The sequence below is a fragment of the Streptomyces sp. SID14436 genome, assembly GCF_010548465.1.
Classification (GTDB): domain Bacteria; phylum Actinomycetota; class Actinomycetes; order Streptomycetales; family Streptomycetaceae; genus Streptomyces.
Genome location: NZ_JAAGMD010000098.1, coordinates 18,351 through 34,794 on the forward strand (window position 1 = coordinate 18,351; position 16,444 = coordinate 34,794).

Below are 16,444 nucleotides of genomic sequence, written 5' to 3' on the forward strand. Positions count from 1 at the left end.
CCGCAAGGAGACACACGTGAGAACGACACCGCGGGGACGACCGTTATCGCACCCGCGCACAAGGAGCGGAACCATGACAACCCGTACGTCCAAGCGAACCCTGTACCGGCTCAGAGGTGTCGCCCCCACCGTCGAGGCGATGTTCGACGCCCTGGACGCAGGCCAGCTGGAACGGGTCCATGCGGACTTCGACATCCCCGAGAGCCTCGATGTACCGGCGGTCCTGGTCACCGGCAGCTTCGAGCAGCCCGTCGCGAGCTGGTGCGACGAGGTCTTCCGTACGACGGGGGTGGAGGTGGTGCTGCCGGTCAAGCGCTCGGCCGGACTGCTGATGCTCGCCGTCGACGGGGAGGTGTACGCCATCGGTTACGACCAGGGCTTCCGCCTGGTGCCCGAACGGCTGAAGGACCACCGCTTCGGGCTGGGCTTCGCGTCCCGCCGGGTGGACCCCGGCCGGATCCGGGACCTGGTGTCGCACACCCCGGGCGGAGGGCGCACCGACATCACCCTGGTCCCGGGCGGCGCCTCGGTGTGGAGCCTGGGCATCGTGGAGCACGCCCAGATCGTGCGCCGTCTCGGTGGCCACCTGGACGACATCCCGCTCACCATCTCCCGGAACAACCCGGCGCGGATCTCCAGCGCCGAAGGCGGTGCCGGTCTGCGTCTGCAGCTCGGTGTGGAGGGCACCGACCTGATCTCCGACATCCGTGCGATCGCCCGGGTGCTGCGCGAGGAGAAGCCGAGCCCGGAGCTGGAGTTCGTCGAGCACGTCGTGCCCGTCGGTGACCCCCTCCTCCTCACCCGCCTGGAGGCGGTCCTCGACGACCTCCTGGGCCAGGAGCCCGACGGGAGGATCCGCGTCGCCGTCCCCGCCGACCACTGGGACGACTACGAGGCCGCCCGGGCCTTCAGGGCCAGGATCAGGAGCACCGAGGTCGGCCGGTCGACCAACGACTTCGACCTCGAGTACGTCCTCTGCCGGGCGCGGGTGCAGCGTGCGGGCAGCCGTATGACCGCGCTCCGGGAAGGAACCGTCACCCTCTACCGGCACAGCCGCGCCGACCGGGCCGACGAGATCTGGACCTCCAGCGCCCTCCGGTGGATCGAGGCGGAGGTGTTCCTCGGCTCCCGCCGGTTCTTCCTGATGGACGGGCACTGGTACGAGATCGACCAGGAGTACCTCAGGACGATCCGCTCGCACGTCGAACGGCTGATCACCGACACCCCGTCCGTCGACCTTCCTCCGTGGGTGCTCGGGGAGAAGGAACGCACGTACAACGAATCCGTGCCGGACCGGCGGCCCGGGTACGTCTGCTTCGATCGCGACAACGTCCGGACCGCGCTGCACCGCGGGAACGGCGTGGAGATCTGCGATCTGCTGAGCCCGGACAACGTCCTGGTCATGGTGAAGCGTGCCAAGGGCTCCGACGCACTGAGCCATCTCTTCAGCCAGGCGCTCGTCGCCGTGCAGACGCTGCGGAACTCCCCGGAAGGGAGGGAACGGTTCGCCGAGAAGGTGGCCGCGGCCCGGAAGGGGAGCGGCCTGCCGGAAGGCTTCCGGCCTTCGAAGGTCGTCTTCGGGATCCTGCTGAAGGACGGCACCGACCTCACCGCCGACACCTTGTTCCCGTTCTCGCAGGTCACCCTGGTACAAACGGCCAGGACCCTCGAAGCGTGGGGTGTCCAGGTCGAGGTCTGCGGCATCGCCTCCACTCCGCCGGACGGCGCCTCGCCGGGCATCCGGCGGTTGGTGGCGTAACCCTCGCGTGACGGTTGCTCCTCAGACCGAGCTGCATGCCATACTCCACCACGGACCACCGCACGCTGACTGTCGAGAGACGAACTGCTCCGACTCGTTAGCGCCCCGCCTATCAGCCCACCGGGCCGTCCCTACGGTGTGGGTCGGACCCCAAGCCACAAGGACACCCCTTTTGGCCGACGGACCGGACTGGGTCGCGATGTCGAGGCTAACGCCGCACCGGATTGCTGTTCAGCTTGCGCCGCTCCCAGCGGTTGGGGTGGCGGACGACCACGCCCGCCATGCCGCCGGACCCGGTGAGCCGGATCAGGGGGGTGCCGGGGAGGCGGTCGGGGGTGGTGATGTCCTTCAGGCCACCGATGCCGGGGTCCAGGGCGCCGGTGTCCGCGGCCCAGCCGTCGGGGATGACGACGGTGACGCCGGCCGCCTCCCCGTACGCCTCCACCGTGACCTCGGGCAGGCGGCACTCGACCCGCGTGAAGTCCAGCTTGACGCCGCCCAGGCCGCCGCGGGCGATCACGTGCCCGGGGACGTCCCAGCTCCCGGGGCCTCGGGACGCTCCGTGCAGGCCGCCCTTGAGTACCAGGGGTGGCTGGTCGACGGGGGACTGCGGCTTGGGGAGGTCGGCGGTCAGGACGTCCAGCTCGGCGTAGGTCTTGGCCGTCAGCGCCTGCTCCAAGCGCGCGTCCAGCTCGTCGAGGCCGATGCGCCCCTCGGCGGCCGCGTCGCGCAACTGCTCCACCACCGCTTCCCGGTCGTCGTGGGAGGCGCGGAGACCGCCCGGGGGGACGGATTGTGGCAGGTGCTCCGGGGGCTGGGCTGTCATGCCCACAAGATTAGGCGGCTCCGGGCGCCCGGAGCGGGCATTCGCGGGCGGGGAGGCGAAGCCGGACGGAGCGGAGTGGCCGCCGCGGTCCCGGCACGACAGAGCCCGGCCCCGCAGCCGGCCGGGTCGGCCGGCCTCCGGGCCGGGCTGTGCTGTGCTTGCTCCCGCGCGGCGTCCACCTGGCCGGTGCCGCCGGCCGCCGGGGGCGGCGGACTACTCGTCGTCGGGCTTGTCCGCCTCGTTGATGTCCTGCTCCAGGCCGAGCTGCTCCACGAGCCACTTGTCGAACTCGATCGCGGCCCGCACCCAGCTCACCGTGGACGACACGAAGTGCTCCAGGCTGACGCCCATGCCGATGAGCATCTGCGCCTCACCGATCAGACGGACGGTGCCGTCGTCGTGGGTGTGCGTGTAGACCTTCGGCCACAGGGTCCGGCGGTTCCAGTCGTCGACGGACTCGAGCAGCTGGGGCTTCTCGTCGATCTGGTGCGGGCGGTCGTAGAACGTCCGCACGGAGAAGATCTGCTGGTCCTCCTCACCGCGGAACATGAAGTAGGTACGGAACTGCTCCCACGGCGCCGCGAGGTCACCCTCGTCGTCGACGACGTACTTCAGCTCCATCTGGTCGAGGAGCTGCTTCACGAGGTCCTGATCCGGGACGACGGGGCCCGCCGGTCCTTGGGGCTGCGGCTCGGGCTGGCCCCCGAAACTTGGAATCGAGGACGGGTCGATGCTCACCGTGATTTTCCCTTCGTACGGATCCCGCCATCCTCTCCCATGCGGGGAGGGGCGTGGCAAGCCCCGACGGGGCCTGTCAGCCCTCGGCTGACTCGATCCGGTCAATGATCCGGTCTGTGGTCCTGCCGGGGCCCGGGTACCCCCTGAGGGGAGCACCCACCGCACACGGGAACACAGGGCCGGAAACGGGTCGGGCCGGGCCCTGCGGCGGGTGCCGCCGCGGGGCCCGGCCCGGTGTCCCGGGCGGCCCGGTGCCTACAGGGTCTTGCCGGTGGCGGGGCCCACGATGAGCTCGTCGCCGAAGCGGTCGACGCGCACCGTGTCGCCGTCCCGGATCTCGCCGGAGAGGATCTCCTTCGCGAGCCGGTCCCCGATCGTGGTCTGGACCAGCCGGCGCAGCGGCCGGGCGCCGTAGGCCGGATCGTTGCCCTCGTCGGCCAGCCAGGCGAGTGCCTCGTCGGTGACGTCGAGGGTGAGCCGGCGCTCGGCGAGCCGCCGGGCCAGCCGGTCGATCTGGAGGGCGGCGATCCGCTCCAGCTCGGGCTTGGTCAGCGCCGAGAAGACCACCAGGTCGTCGAGGCGGTTGAGGAACTCCGGCTTGAAGGAGGCCCTCACCACCTCCAGCACCTGCTCCTTCTTCTCCGTCTCGCTGGTCAGCGGGTCCACCAGGAACTGGCTGCCCAGGTTGGAGGTCAGCACCAGGATGGTGTTGCGGAAGTCGACGGTGCGGCCCTGGCCGTCGGTGAGGCGGCCGTCGTCCAGCACCTGGAGCAGGATGTCGAAGACCTCCGGGTGGGCCTTCTCCACCTCGTCCAGCAGCACCACGCTGTACGGGCGGCGCCGCACGGCCTCGGTGAGCTGGCCGCCCTCCTCGTAGCCGACGTAGCCGGGCGGGGCGCCGACCAGCCGGGCCACGCTGTGCTTCTCGCTGTACTCGGACATGTCGACGCGGACCATGGCCCGCTCGTCGTCGAAGAGGAAGTCGGCGAGCGCCTTGGCCAGTTCGGTCTTGCCGACACCGGTCGGGCCGAGGAACAGGAAGGAACCGGTGGGGCGGTCGGGGTCGGCGACCCCGGCCCGGGAGCGCCGGACCGCGTCCGACACCGCCCGCACGGCCTCGGTCTGGCCGATGAGGCGCTTGCCGAGCTCGTCCTCCATGCGCAGCAGCTTCTGCGTCTCGCCCTCCAGCAGCCGCCCGGCGGGGATGCCGGTCCAGGAGGCGACGACGTCGGCGATGTCGTCGGAGCCGACCTCCTCCTTGACCATGGTGTCCCGGGCGACCTCCTCCTCGGCCTCCGAGGCGGCCTCCAGGTCGCGTTCCAGGGAGGGGATCTCGCCGTAGAGCAGCTTGGAGGCGGTGTCGAAGTCGCCGTCGCGCTGGGCCCGTTCGGCCTGGCCGCGCAGCTCGTCCAGCTTCTCCTTCAGCTCACCGACCCGGTTGAGGGACTGCTTCTCCTTCTCCCAGCGGGCGGTGAGGCCCCGCAGCTCCTCCTCCTTGTCGGCGAGGTCGCGGCGCAGCTTCTCCAGGCGTTCCCGGGAGGCCGGGTCGGTCTCCTTGCCGATGGCCAGCTCCTCCATCTTCAGCCGGTCGACGGAGCGCTGGAGTTCGTCGATCTCGAGGGGCGAGGAGTCGATCTCCATGCGCAGCCGGGACGCGGCCTCGTCGACGAGGTCGATGGCCTTGTCGGGCAGGAAGCGGGAGGTGATGTAGCGGTCGGAGAGGGTCGCGGCGGCGACCAGGGCGCTGTCGGCGATCTGCACCTTGTGGTGCGCCTCGTAGCGTCCCTTGAGGCCGCGCAGGATCGCGATGGAGTCCTCGACGGACGGCTCGGCGACCAGCACCTGCTGGAAGCGCCGCTCCAGCGCCGGGTCCTTCTCGATCCGCTCGCGGTACTCGTCCAGGGTGGTGGCGCCGACCATGCGCAGCTCGCCGCGGGCCAGCATCGGCTTCAGCATGTTGCCCGCGTCCATCGCGGAGTCGCCGCCGGCGCCCGCGCCGACGACGGTGTGCAGCTCGTCGATGAAGGTGACGACCTGCCCGTCGGACTCCTTGATCTCCGCCAGGACGGTCTTCAGCCGCTCCTCGAACTCGCCCCGGTACTTGGCCCCGGCGACCATGGCCCCGAGGTCGAGCGCGACCAGCCGCTTGTCCTTCAGCGACTCGGGGACGTCGCCCTTGACGATCCGCTGGGCGAGCCCCTCGACGACGGCGGTCTTGCCGACGCCGGGCTCACCGATGAGGACGGGGTTGTTCTTGGTGCGCCGGGACAGCACCTGCACGACGCGCCGGATCTCCTGGTCGCGTCCGATGACCGGATCGAGCCTGCCCTCCCGGGCGGCGGCGGTGAGGTCGGTGCCGAACTTCTCCAGCGCCTTGTACTGGCCCTCGGGGTCGGCGGTGGTCACCCGGCGGGATCCCCGCGTCCGCTGGAAGGCCTCCTGCAGCTTGTTCGCCGTGGCGCCCTGCTGGGACAGCACCTCACCGGCGGCCCCGCCCTTGGCGGCGATGCCGATCAGCAGGTGCTCGGTGGACAGGTACTCGTCGCCGAGGTCGCGGGCGCGGGCCTGGGCGTCGGCGATGACGGCGAGCAGCTCGCGGTTGGGCTGGGGCGGGGCGACCGTGGACCCGGTGACGCTCGGCAGGCCGGCGAGGACGCGCTCGGCCCCGGAGCGCACGGCCGCCTGGTCGGCTTCGACCGCGGCGAGCAGGTCCGTGATGTTCTCGTTGTCCTGCCCCTGGAGCAGCGCGAGCAGCAGGTGGGCGGGGGTGAGGTCGGGGTGTCCCTCGGTCACGGCGCGGTTGCCGGCGGCGTTGATCGCGTCCCGGCTCCGGTTGGTCAGCTCGGCGTCCACGTGTCCGTTCTCCTCCTTGCGGTGACCCTTCAGCGGCCTTCGTGGCTGACTCGGTCAACGTACATAAACTTGAGTCTATTCCACTCAAGGCCAGAACGAGGAGCGCATCGGGCGAGTTCCCGGCGCGCACGACACCATGACCGCCCCCAGCGGGGCACCCCCGCCTCTTCTTACGGTGCCGGGGGCCGGGCGACTCGACGCACCGGGGGCCGCACAACCACTCGCCGGGCACCAGGCAAACACGAGGACCCGGCGCGCGCAGGGCGGCCGGGTCGCACGGGGTGTCGGGCAGGGCGGACGGCGGCCGCACGGACGGCCGATCGGTTCCGGCCATCGGGCGGGCCGCCCGATAGCCCCACATGTCCGCCCAAACTGCAGCGGCGTCACCGTGTTCAGGTCACGGTGACGCCGCTGCGGGGGGAAGCACCTGAGCGATCTTTTACGACGGGGGAATCGCGTCAGGCACTGCGGGGGGTGGCCGAGATGGTCCGGGTCACGGGGGAGTCGGACTCCACCCGCTGGTGGTCCCGCTGGTCCAGGTTCACAAAGATCATTCCGTACCGGATGGCACACCGCACGGGCTGGGGTGCGCCCCGGGGGCGGCGCAGACACCGGTACGCCCGTACGTCACCGTCCTCGTCCCGCGTGACCACCACCGGTTCGCCGAACACCGTCACCATCAACGAGTCACCGCTGTGGGGGATGGCGGTGACCAGGTCGATGAAGTGCCAGCCGGACCGGTAGGCGGTGGCCATCTCCCTGCGGAAGGAGCGGTCGTCGGGTGGAGTGGTCACGTCAGCTCCCGGCTCCGTCGAACGACGGCACGATCGGTTGGGGCGCCGGCCACGCACTGTCCGCCGGCTGCATCTCACTCGTCACCCTGGCGGGCCAAGCGCTGTCAGCCTGCACATCACCGCTCGACTCGGACAGGCCGACCAGAATTCCGACGGCCATGACGGCGGAGAAGGCGGCGACAAGCACCGAGCGAAGCATTCTGTTACGCATAGTCGGCTTCGTCCTCACTTGAAGGTCCCCTCTTCCCCCGTCGCATACGACGATGGCTCATTCGGGCACGTTATGGCCACAGGATCGATGCATCATGTTCCTGCACGTTCAGGACCCTGGGGGGTGGAGATTTGCCAACGAATCAGACCAATGAGACACATCCCCATGCGGTGACGGAGTTGTGCAAGGAGGGGGCGCGACTGTACACCGCTGCACTGCGTGCCGGACGCATAGCCCGTGCGGATGTCCAGGCGGCTCCTTGCCTCATCGAGTTCGCCCTCCTCCACCCCGATGCGGACGATCCGGACTGGCTGCTGCCCGTTCCGCCGGCCATCGTCCTGGCCCAGCGGCTCAACCCGCTGGAGTACGAAATCGCCGAGCGCCGACGCCAGTCACTGCACCTGTCGGAGACCTTCGCCCCGTTCATGGCACTCAGTGCCCAGGCAGCGACGCCCAGCGACTCCATCACGGTCCTCGAAGGCGGTCAGCGCATCAACGCTGCACTCAACCTGGCCACGGCGGAGTGCCAGACCGAAATGCTCACGGTCCAGCCGAGTGGCAACCGGCCGGAACGCAGCCTGATCCAGGGGCTGGAGCGGGACCGGCCCCTCATCGAACGCGGTGTGCGCATCAGAACGCTGTATCAGCACACCGCGCGATACAGCCCCGAGAAGCTCGCCTACGCAGAGAAACTCTCCGACGGCAAGGTCGAGCACCGGACGATCGACGAACTCGTCGAGCGTCTCATCATCTGCGACGAGACCGTGGCCTTCATCCCCAGCCGCGACGACCAGCAGGTCGCCCTCGAACTGCGCAATCCCGGCCTCGTGCGCTATCTGCGCAAGGTGTTCGAGTTCATGTGGAGCCGCGCGGTACCCCTCAGCGTCGGCGCCCCCTACGAGACGGCACCCGACGGCATCACCGAGATCCAGCACTCCATCGCCAAGCTCCTCGTGGAAGGACACGTGGACGAGGCGATCGCACGGCGGCTCGGCATGAACGTCCGCACCTGCCGCGCCCACATAGCGAAGCTGGCGTCCGCCCTCGGCAGCGGCAGCCGGGCCCAACTCGGCTACCTGATCGCCCAGTCGGGAATCCTCAACCAGGAGGCCACGGTCAAGTGACACCGCCGCCGCACACCGAGCACGGGCCGGGTGAACTCTGCCCGGCGGGTACGGCACTCTACGAACGCGCCCTGCGCGAGGGCCAGGTGACCGCCGCGGAGGCCCGGGAGGCGCCGTGTCTCGTGGACTCCGGCCTCCTGCACCCGGCCGTCGACGACCTGGAACGCCTCCAGCCGGTCGCCCCCGCGGTGGCCCTGCAGCGGCTGCTGCGCGTCTCTGCGGAGCGCCTCGCGCAGGTACGCCGACAGGAAGAACAACTGGCCCACACCTTCGAGCCGCTGCTGCGCCTCGACGACAGCGGCGCCGCACCCGCCGACCCACCGACCCTCCGGGTGCTCAGCGGGACGACGCGGATCAACGAGGCCATCACGGAAGCCATGAACGAGGCGCGCCACGAAGTGCTCACCGTGCAGCCGCGCGCGGGCCTGACCGGCCGCCGGGGCGAGATAGCCGACGTCGTCTCGTTCGCCCGGGACCAGAGCCTCCTGGACCGCGGCGGCCGCATCCGCACCCTGTACCAGGCCACGGTCCGCCACTTTCCCATCGTGACGGCCCGCCACGAGCGGCTGCAGGGCGACGTCGAGGTCCGCGCACTGGACGAGGTCATGGACCGCCTCATCCTCATCGACCGGGAGGTCGCGTTCCTCCCCGCCGACAAGGACGGCTCCGTGGCCATCGAGATCCGGCACCCGGCGATCGTCACCTACCTCTGCACCGCCTTCGACCGCTTCTGGCGGCTGGCCCCACCGATGTACCTGAGGACCGCCGACCTGCGCAGCGTCAACGGCGTCACCCCCCGCCAGCGCGCCATCGCCCAACTCCTCACCGAGGGCCACACCGACGCCGTCATCGCCGAGCGCCTCGGCATGAACATCCGTACCGCCCGCGTCCACATCGCCAAGCTGGCCGCGACCCTGGGCAGCAGCAGCCGGGCGCAGCTCGGCTACCTCATCGCACGCTCGGGGATCCTTGACCCGGAAGCGTGAGCGGGGCCGCCGGCCGGGGCCGGGGGCCGTCCAGGCCGGCCTGGGCGATGCGCACGCCCAACTGGGTGCGGCTGGCCGCGCCCAGGGTCTCGGAGAGCCGGGCGATGTGCGCGCGGCAGGTGCGCACGCTTATGCCGAGCCGCTCGGCGATGACCGCGTCCTGGTGGCCCTCCGCCAGCAGCGCCGCGATGGACTGCTCGCGGTGCGAGATGCCCTCGATGCCGGTGTCGGGCAGCGGGGCCGTCAGCGGGATGGCCAGCCGCCACAGGCGCTCGAAGACCGTGCCCAGGTACTCCACCAGCGCCGGGTGCCGCAGCTCCAGCGCCATCGTGCGCTCGGAGTTGGCGGGGATGAAGGCGACCGTGCGGTCGAAGAGGATCAGCCGCTCGATCACCTCGTCCAGCGTGCGCGCCTCCACCGCGTCGCCCATCAGCTCCAGGTAGGACAGCAGCCCGTGGCCGTGCCGCGCCACGTGCGTGTACAGGTCCCGCATGCGCACGCCGCGGCCCCGCAGCGCCATCGCCCGGTGCATGCCCTCCGACAGCTCCGCCTCCCGCCGGATGCCGCCGGGCTGCACGGTCAGCACCTCGGCGGTGCACGCCTGCGTCGCCTCGTCCATCGCGGCCTGGATACGCGCCAGCCCGTCCAGCACCCGGATCGCGGGGCCCTCCGCCGACACCGCCGGCGGCACGTGACGGCCCAGACCGGCGTACCACTCGAACGCCTCCACGGCCGCCCCGACCCGGCGCTGGCTCTCGCTGACCTCGTCGTACATACCGCGCAGCAGCCGGGTCATGACCTCCTGCGGGGAGGTCGGCACCAGCCAGTCCATGTCGTCCGGATCGGGGTGCAGCAGCGCCAGTTCCAGCAGGCACGGCACGGGCTCCGCGTCCCGGCGCGGCACCCGTCCGCGGCGCACGGCGCGGGAGTAGACGCGGTCCCCGGCCCCGCACAGCCGGTCAGCACCGTGCGGATGCCCGTCCGTCCCGTGCCCGGCCATCGCCCGTCCCACCCCCGGTTGCGCCGCATTCCGAAGCGCAACTATGCGCGGACGGAACGTGATCCGCAACACGACTCCCGCACGCGCCGGTCACGATAAGTACCCATCCGTCCGGTATTCCCCCTCTCAGGTATGACGGGCCGCAACAAGATGAGGGTGGTGACGGCGCACGGCCGGTGCCAAGGTCGGTGCACCGGGGGAAACCGCCCCGGGACCGCCGGCCGGCGGTCCCGGGAGCGACGCGTGACGGGGGAAGGCACCACTGTGACCAGGTGGGAAACCGAACAGCCGGGCATCCGGGCGGCGTCGGCCGCTCCGCCGCCCGAGGTGGACGGCACGGAACGCGTCGTGTCCGCTCCCGGTCCGGGTCTGCTCACGGACCGGGAGCGGGAGTGGCTCAGGCTGCTGGGCGAGGACTGCCCGCCCGATTCCCCCGCTCCCTAGACGCGCGGCTCCGGCCGTCCCCCCGGCCGGGGCCGCGCCTTCCCGCGCGGGGGACTACTTCAGGCCGATCGCGCTGCACGCCGCCTTGTACTTGGCGGTGCAGATGTCCGACTTGGTGTAGATGCCGTCGGCGATGACGGTGTCCTGGATGTTGTCCTGCGTCAGCGCCACCACCGGCACCAGCTGGGCCGGGATGTTCTTGTCGGTGGGGCTGTCCACCCGGTCCCGGGTCAGCGCGTCGAACTGGATGGACCGGCCCTGGACCTTCGCCACCGCCATCTCGGCGGCGCTCTCCGCCTCTTCGGGGTAGGACTTGTACACGCTCATGTACTGCTCGCCGCTGATGATGCGCTGGACGGCCGCGAGTTCGGCGTCCTGGCCGGTGATCGGGGGCATGTCGGTCACCCCGGCGGCCTGCAGGGCCTTGATGATGCCGCCGGCCATGCCGTCGTTGGCGGAGTAGACCGCGGCGATGTCGTCCTTGCCGATGGCGTTGATCGCCTCGGCCATGTTGGCCTCGGCGTTCTCCGGCTTCCAGTCCTTGGTGTCGTAGGACTTGGCGATGGTCACCTTGCCCTTGAGCTCGGACAGGGCGCCCGCCTTGAACTGCTTGGCGTTGGGGTCCGTCGACGAGCCGTTCATCATCACGATCTTGTCGGTGAGGTCGCCCTTCTCACCGAGCGACTCCAGCAGTGAGCGTCCCTGCACCTCGCCGACCAGCTCGTTGTCGAAGGAGATGTACGCGTCGATCGGGCCCTCGGCCAGCCGGTCGTAGGCGATGACCGGGATGCCCGCGTCCTTGGCCCGCTTCACCCCGTCGGCGATCGCCTTCGAGTCGACCGCGTCGAGCACGATGACGTCGACCTTGTCGTCGATCATCCGCTGCATCTGCCCGGCCTGCTTGTCCGCGCTCGCGTCCGCGTTGGCGTAGTCGACCTTGCCCTTGCCGTTGGTGAGCGAGTCCACCTTCTTCTTGAAGATGGGGTAGTCGAACTGCTCGTAGCGGGTGTTGGACTTCTCCGGGAGCAGCAGGCCGACCCGGATGTCGTTGCCCTTGGCCGGACTCGCGTCGTCGCTGCTGCCCGTCGCGTCGAGCATGCCGCAGCCGGCGAGCACGACGGACAACGAGGTGACAGCCACGACGGATATGGCATTGCGACGCATGCGACAGCTCACTTCGGGGTGCGTTCGGGACGTGGGCACAACTTTGCGACCCTTGTGACTGAAAGCCAACGCTTCAGCCACCACCGGAGTCAAGTGGAACCACTTAACGAGATGGACACATCACGGTCCGCTGAACTCGTGAGGGCCTCGCGAAGGGGGCATGGAGGTTCTCCGCACACCCCTGCATGCGTCCCGCACAACCGTGAGCGGAATGCGCGCGGGCGGTCGAGGAAGTGCCGCCACTCCCTTCACACGCGCGGGAGCCCGGAGGCAGCTGAACCTCCGGGCTCCACGCGTGTCTTCACCGGCCGCCGGTGTCAGTCGGCCTGCTGCTGCCGCTTCGGCCGCCACACCACCAGCGCGCTGGTCTGCTGGACCTCCTGGTAGGGCACCAGGTCACGCCGGTAGGAGGCGTGCACCGCGGCCTCCCGCTGACGCATCGCCGCGGCGGCCCCGTCCACGGCGTCCTCCAGCTCGGCCACCCGGGCCTGGAGGGCGGCGACATGGTTCTCCAGTTCGATGATGCGCTTGATACCGGCCAGGTTGATGCCCTCGGTCTGCGACAACTGCTGCACCTGACGGAGCAGTTCGATGTCGCGGGCGGAGTAGCGGCGGCCACGGCCGGCCGTGCGGTCCGGGGACACCAGCCCCAGACGGTCGTACTGACGCAGGGTCTGCGGGTGCAGACCGGAGAGCTGGGCCGCCACCGAGATGACGTAGACCGGAGTGTCCTGGGTCAGTTCATACGGGTTGCGTCGACGGCCGTCCATCTGTATCAAGCTCCCTTCGCGGCCTGGAACAGATCCGCCCGCGGATCCTCGTCCGCGGTCGCCTCGCGATACGCCTCCAGCGCGTCACGAGCCTTCCCCGACAGGTCCCCCGGAACACTCACCTCGACGGTGACCAGCAGATCACCGCGGGTGCCGTCCTTGCGGACCGCGCCCTTGCCCCGCGCCCGCATGGTGCGGCCGTTGGGCGTGCCCGGCGGCAGCTTCAGCGTGACCGGAGGGCCTCCCAGGGTCGGGACCCGGACCTCGCCGCCGAGCGCCGCCTCCGCGAAGGTGACGGGCACGGTGACGGTGAGGTTGTCGCCCTTGCGGCCGAACACCGGGTGGGTGCCGACGTGCACGACGACGTACAGGTCGCCCGCCGGACCGCCGCGCTCGCCCGGGGCGCCCTTGCCGCGCAGCCGGATGCGCTGCCCGTCGCTGACACCCGCGGGAATGCGCACCTGCATGGTCCGCGAGGACTTGGCCCGGCCGCTGCCCTTGCAGACGTCGCAGGCGTGCTCCGCGATCAGCCCGCGGCCCTTGCAGTCCGGGCACGGGTCGGTCAGGGAGAAGCCGCCCCCGCTGCCCCGCGCGACCTGCCCGGTACCGACACAGGTCGGGCACACGCGCGGTGTGCCGTTCTTGTCGCCGGTGCCGGAACAGGCCTTGCAGGGCTGCTGCGAGGACATCCGCAGCGGGACCGTCGCGCCCTCGATCGCCTCGGTGAAGCTGAGGGTGACCTCGGACTCGATGTCCTGCCCGCGCCGCGGCTGGGTGCGCGTGGTGCCCGCGCCGCCCCGGTTGAACAGGCCGCCGAAGACGTCACCGAGGCCGCCGCCGAAGCCGCCGGCCCCGGCCTGGCCGCCCTGGGCGCCCCCGAAGAGGTCGCCCAGGTCGAAGTTGAAGGAGCCGCCGCCCGCCCCGGGGCCGGGACGGAACCCGCCGCTGCCGAACAGCGCGCGGGCCTCGTCGTACTCCTTGCGCTTCTTGGGGTCACCGAGGATGTCGTTCGCCTCGGAGATCTCCTTGAAGCGCTCCTCCGCCTTGGCGTTGCCCTTGTTGGCGTCCGGGTGGAACTCGCGGGCGAGCTTCCGGTACGCCTTCTTGATCTCGGCCTCGGTGGCGTCCTTGGGGACGCCGAGGACCTTGTAGTAGTCCTTCTCGATGAAGTCCTTCGTGCTCATCCCCGACGTCCCTCCTTCCGCGTGTCCTTCGTGACGTCAGCCCTCCTCCGGGCCACCGGTCTCCTTGTCGTCCTCCGCCTCGGCCTGCTGCTCCTCCGCCTGCTTGGCCGGCTGCGCGCCCGGCTGGGGCTCGGCGACGGCCACCCGCGCGGGGCGGATGGTGCGCTCGCCGATGCGATACCCGGGCTGCAGGATCGCCACGCACGTCGTCTCGGTGACGTCCGGGGCGTAGGAGTGCATCAGGGCCTCGTGGATCGTCGGGTCGAAGGGCTCGCCCTCCTTGCCGAACTGCTGCAGGCCCATCTTCGCGAGCGTGCCCTCCAGCGACTCGGCGACGGACTTGAACCCGCCGACCAGTTCGCCGTGGTCCCGCGCGCGGCCGATGTCGTCGACCACGGGCAGCAGTTCGCCGAGGATGTTGGCGACCGCCGCCTCCTTCACGGCGACCCGGTCCCGCTCCACGCGGCGACGGTAGTTCTGGTACTCGGCCTGGAGGCGCTGGAGGTCGGCGGTGCGCTCGTTGAGCGCGGTCCGCGCCTGGTCCAGCTGGGCCACCAGGGCCGCGTTCTGACCCGCGTCCCCGACCTGGGCCGCCCCCTCCTCGGAGGAGGGAGTGGCGGCGGCCGTCGGCTCGGTGTCGTCGGAAGAGGCGGGAACGTCGGGCTGCTGCGGCTGCTGCTGCTCGTCGAAGCCCGGAGTCTCTTCCGTCACGCCGCACCGTCCTTGCGTTCGTCGTCCACGATCTCGGCATCGACCACATCGTCGTCCGCCTTGGCGTCACCGGCATCCGGACCGGCTCCGGCGGAGGCACCGGCGGCCTGCGCGCCCTGGGCGTCGGCGTACATGGCCTGGCCCAGCTTCTGGGAGACGGCCGCGACCTTCTCGGTGGCGGTGCGGATCTCGGCGGTGTCGTCGCCCTTGAGCTTCTCCTTCAGCTCGGCGACGGCGGACTCGACCTCGGTCTTGATCTCGCCGGGCACCTTGTCCGCGTTGTCGGCCAGGAACTTCTCCGTCTGGTAGACGAGCTGCTCGCCCTGGTTGCGGGACTCGGCGGCCTCGCGGCGGGCGTGGTCCTCCTCCGCGTACTTCTCGGCCTCCTGGCGCATCCGGTCGACCTCGTCCTTCGGCAGCGAGGAGCCGCCGGTGACGGTCATCTTCTGCTCCTTGCCGGTGCCGAGGTCCTTGGCCGTGACGTGCATGATGCCGTTGGCGTCGATGTCGAAGGAGACCTCGATCTGCGGGACGCCACGGGGCGCCGGCGGCAGACCGGTCAGCTCGAACATGCCCAGCTTCTTGTTGTACGCGGCGATCTCGCGCTCGCCCTGGTAGACCTGGATCTGCACGGACGGCTGGTTGTCCTCGGCCGTCGTGAAGATCTCGGAGCGCTTGGTCGGGATCGTGGTGTTGCGCTCGATCAGCTTGGTCATGATGCCGCCCTTGGTCTCGATACCGAGGGACAGCGGGGTGACGTCGAGCAGCAGGACGTCCTTGACCTCGCCCTTGAGCACGCCGGCCTGGAGCGCGGCACCGATCGAGACGACCTCGTCCGGGTTCACACCCTTGTTGGCCTCCTTGCCGCCGGTCATCTCCTTGACGAGCTCGGCGACGGCGGGCATACGGGTGGAGCCACCGACGAGAACGACGTGGTCGATCTCGCTGAGCTGGATGCCGGCGTCCTTGACGACGTTGTTGAACGGCGTCTTGCAGCGCTCCAGCAGGTCCGCGGTCAGCTGCTGGAACTGCGCGCGGGTGAGCTTCTCGTCGAGGTGCAGGGGGCCCTCGGCGGACGCGGTGATGTAGGGGAGGTTGATCGTGGTCTCGGTCGACGAGGACAGCTCGATCTTGGCCTTCTCCGCGGCCTCACGCAGGCGCTGCAGCGCCATCTTGTCCTTGGACAGGTCCACGCCGTGGCCGGACTGGAACTGCTTGACCAGGTAGTCGACGACGCGCTGGTCCCAGTCGTCACCACCGAGGTGGTTGTCGCCGTTCGTCGCCTTGACCTCGACGACGCCGTCACCGATCTCCAGCAGGGAGACGTCGAACGTACCGCCACCGAGGTCGAAGACCAGGATGACCTGCTCGTCCTTGTCCAGGCCGTAGGCCAGGGCGGCGGCCGTCGGCTCGTTGACGATCCGCAGCACGTTGAGACCGGCGATCTCGCCGGCTTCCTTGGTGGCCTGGCGCTCGGCGTCGTTGAAGTACGCCGGGACGGTGATGACCGCGTCGGTCACCTTCTCGCCCAGGTACGCCTCGGCGTCCCGCTTCAGCTTCTGCAGCACGAAGGCGCTCATCTGCTGCGGGTTGAAGTCCTTGCCGTCCAGGTTGATCTTCCAGTCGGTGCCCATGTGGCGCTTGACCGACCGGATGGTCCTGTCGACGTTGGTGACCGCCTGACGCTTGGCCACCTCGCCGACCAGCACCTCACCGTTCTTGGCGAAGGCGACGACGGACGGCGTGGTCCTGGCGCCCTCGGCGTTGGTGATGACGGTGGGCTCGCCGCCCTCCAGAACGCTGACGACGGAGTTAGTCGTGCCCAGGTCGATGCCGACCGCACGTGCCATTTCGATTCCTCCAGCTGACTTGAGTGGATC

At 70.2% G+C, this 16,444-nt stretch carries 14 protein-coding genes; 4 read left to right on the forward strand and 10 right to left on the reverse strand.

Translation table 11 applies throughout. The features are described from left to right. The first annotated feature begins 73 nt into the window (after nt 1-73). Complete coding sequence (locus G3I53_RS03580) at nt 74-1,759, forward strand: TIGR04141 family sporadically distributed protein (RefSeq protein ID WP_164334024.1); 1,686 nt, start codon at nt 74-76, stop codon at nt 1,757-1,759. 208 nt (nt 1,760-1,967) lie between these two features. On the opposite strand, the gene G3I53_RS03585 is transcribed toward G3I53_RS03580, so the two are convergent. The 4 genes from G3I53_RS03585 to G3I53_RS03600 all read right to left on the reverse strand — a co-directional run bounded on the left by G3I53_RS03585 (nt 1,968) and on the right by G3I53_RS03600 (nt 6,931). Then, complete coding sequence (locus tag G3I53_RS03585) at nt 1,968-2,585, reverse strand: DUF1707 domain-containing protein (RefSeq protein ID WP_164334025.1); 618 nt, start codon at nt 2,583-2,585, stop codon at nt 1,968-1,970. Nucleotides 2,586-2,798: 213 nt separating this feature from the next. Continuing rightward, nucleotides 2,799-3,323, reverse strand: coding sequence for a YbjN domain-containing protein (locus G3I53_RS03590; RefSeq protein WP_164334026.1), 525 nt, complete (start codon nt 3,321-3,323; stop codon nt 2,799-2,801). A gap of 255 nt (nt 3,324-3,578) precedes the next feature. Beyond that, complete coding sequence (gene clpB / locus G3I53_RS03595) at nt 3,579-6,176, reverse strand: ATP-dependent chaperone ClpB (protein ID WP_164334027.1); 2,598 nt, start codon at nt 6,174-6,176, stop codon at nt 3,579-3,581. 458 nt (nt 6,177-6,634) lie between these two features. Then, nucleotides 6,635-6,931, reverse strand: coding sequence for a (2Fe-2S)-binding protein (locus G3I53_RS03600; protein WP_164334052.1), 297 nt, complete (start codon nt 6,929-6,931; stop codon nt 6,635-6,637). 381 nt (nt 6,932-7,312) lie between these two features. On the opposite strand from G3I53_RS03600, the gene G3I53_RS03605 reads away from it, so the two are divergent. Then, nucleotides 7,313-8,305 (forward strand): helix-turn-helix transcriptional regulator, encoded by a 993-nt coding sequence (locus tag G3I53_RS03605; RefSeq protein ID WP_164334028.1) that lies wholly within the window; start codon nt 7,313-7,315, stop codon nt 8,303-8,305. After that, complete coding sequence (locus tag G3I53_RS03610) at nt 8,302-9,291, forward strand: LuxR family transcriptional regulator (RefSeq protein ID WP_164334029.1); 990 nt, start codon at nt 8,302-8,304, stop codon at nt 9,289-9,291. The genes G3I53_RS03605 and G3I53_RS03610 overlap by 4 nt, the downstream gene beginning before the upstream one ends. Here G3I53_RS03610 and G3I53_RS03615 read toward each other — a convergent pair. Beyond that, the gene (locus G3I53_RS03615) at nt 9,254-10,291 is read right to left on the reverse strand and encodes a helix-turn-helix transcriptional regulator (protein WP_164334030.1); all 1,038 of its coding nucleotides are present in this window, start codon (nt 10,289-10,291) and stop codon (nt 9,254-9,256) included. The two genes, G3I53_RS03610 and G3I53_RS03615, sit on opposite strands and share 38 nt — an antisense overlap. 264 nt (nt 10,292-10,555) lie before the next feature. Here G3I53_RS03615 and G3I53_RS03620 point away from each other — a divergent pair, with 264 nt between their 5' ends. Continuing rightward, nucleotides 10,556-10,735 (forward strand): hypothetical protein, encoded by a 180-nt coding sequence (locus tag G3I53_RS03620; protein WP_164334031.1) that lies wholly within the window; start codon nt 10,556-10,558, stop codon nt 10,733-10,735. Nucleotides 10,736-10,789: 54 nt separating this feature from the next. On the opposite strand, the gene G3I53_RS03625 is transcribed toward G3I53_RS03620, so the two are convergent. The 5 genes from G3I53_RS03625 to dnaK form a co-directional block, all read right to left on the reverse strand. Beyond that, a complete protein-coding gene (locus tag G3I53_RS03625) occupies nt 10,790-11,899 on the reverse strand; it encodes a substrate-binding domain-containing protein (RefSeq protein ID WP_203591802.1) in 1,110 nt (369 codons plus the stop codon). Between the two features lie 317 nt (nt 11,900-12,216). Further along, nucleotides 12,217-12,669 carry a helix-turn-helix domain-containing protein gene (locus tag G3I53_RS03630; protein ID WP_164334033.1) on the reverse strand — a complete coding sequence of 151 codons (453 nt, stop codon included), beginning with the start codon at nt 12,667-12,669 and terminating at the stop codon, nt 12,217-12,219. A 5-nt stretch (nt 12,670-12,674) separates the two neighbouring features. Next, nucleotides 12,675-13,853, reverse strand: a complete 1,179-nt coding sequence (gene dnaJ / locus G3I53_RS03635; protein WP_164334034.1) for a molecular chaperone DnaJ — start codon at nt 13,851-13,853, stop codon at nt 12,675-12,677. Between the two features lie 36 nt (nt 13,854-13,889). Then, nucleotides 13,890-14,564, reverse strand: a complete 675-nt coding sequence (gene grpE / locus G3I53_RS03640; RefSeq protein WP_164334035.1) for a nucleotide exchange factor GrpE — start codon at nt 14,562-14,564, stop codon at nt 13,890-13,892. Further along, complete coding sequence (gene dnaK, locus G3I53_RS03645) at nt 14,561-16,414, reverse strand: molecular chaperone DnaK (RefSeq protein ID WP_164334036.1); 1,854 nt, start codon at nt 16,412-16,414, stop codon at nt 14,561-14,563. The genes grpE and dnaK overlap by 4 nt, the downstream gene beginning before the upstream one ends. Between the last annotated feature and the right edge of the window lie 30 nt (nt 16,415-16,444).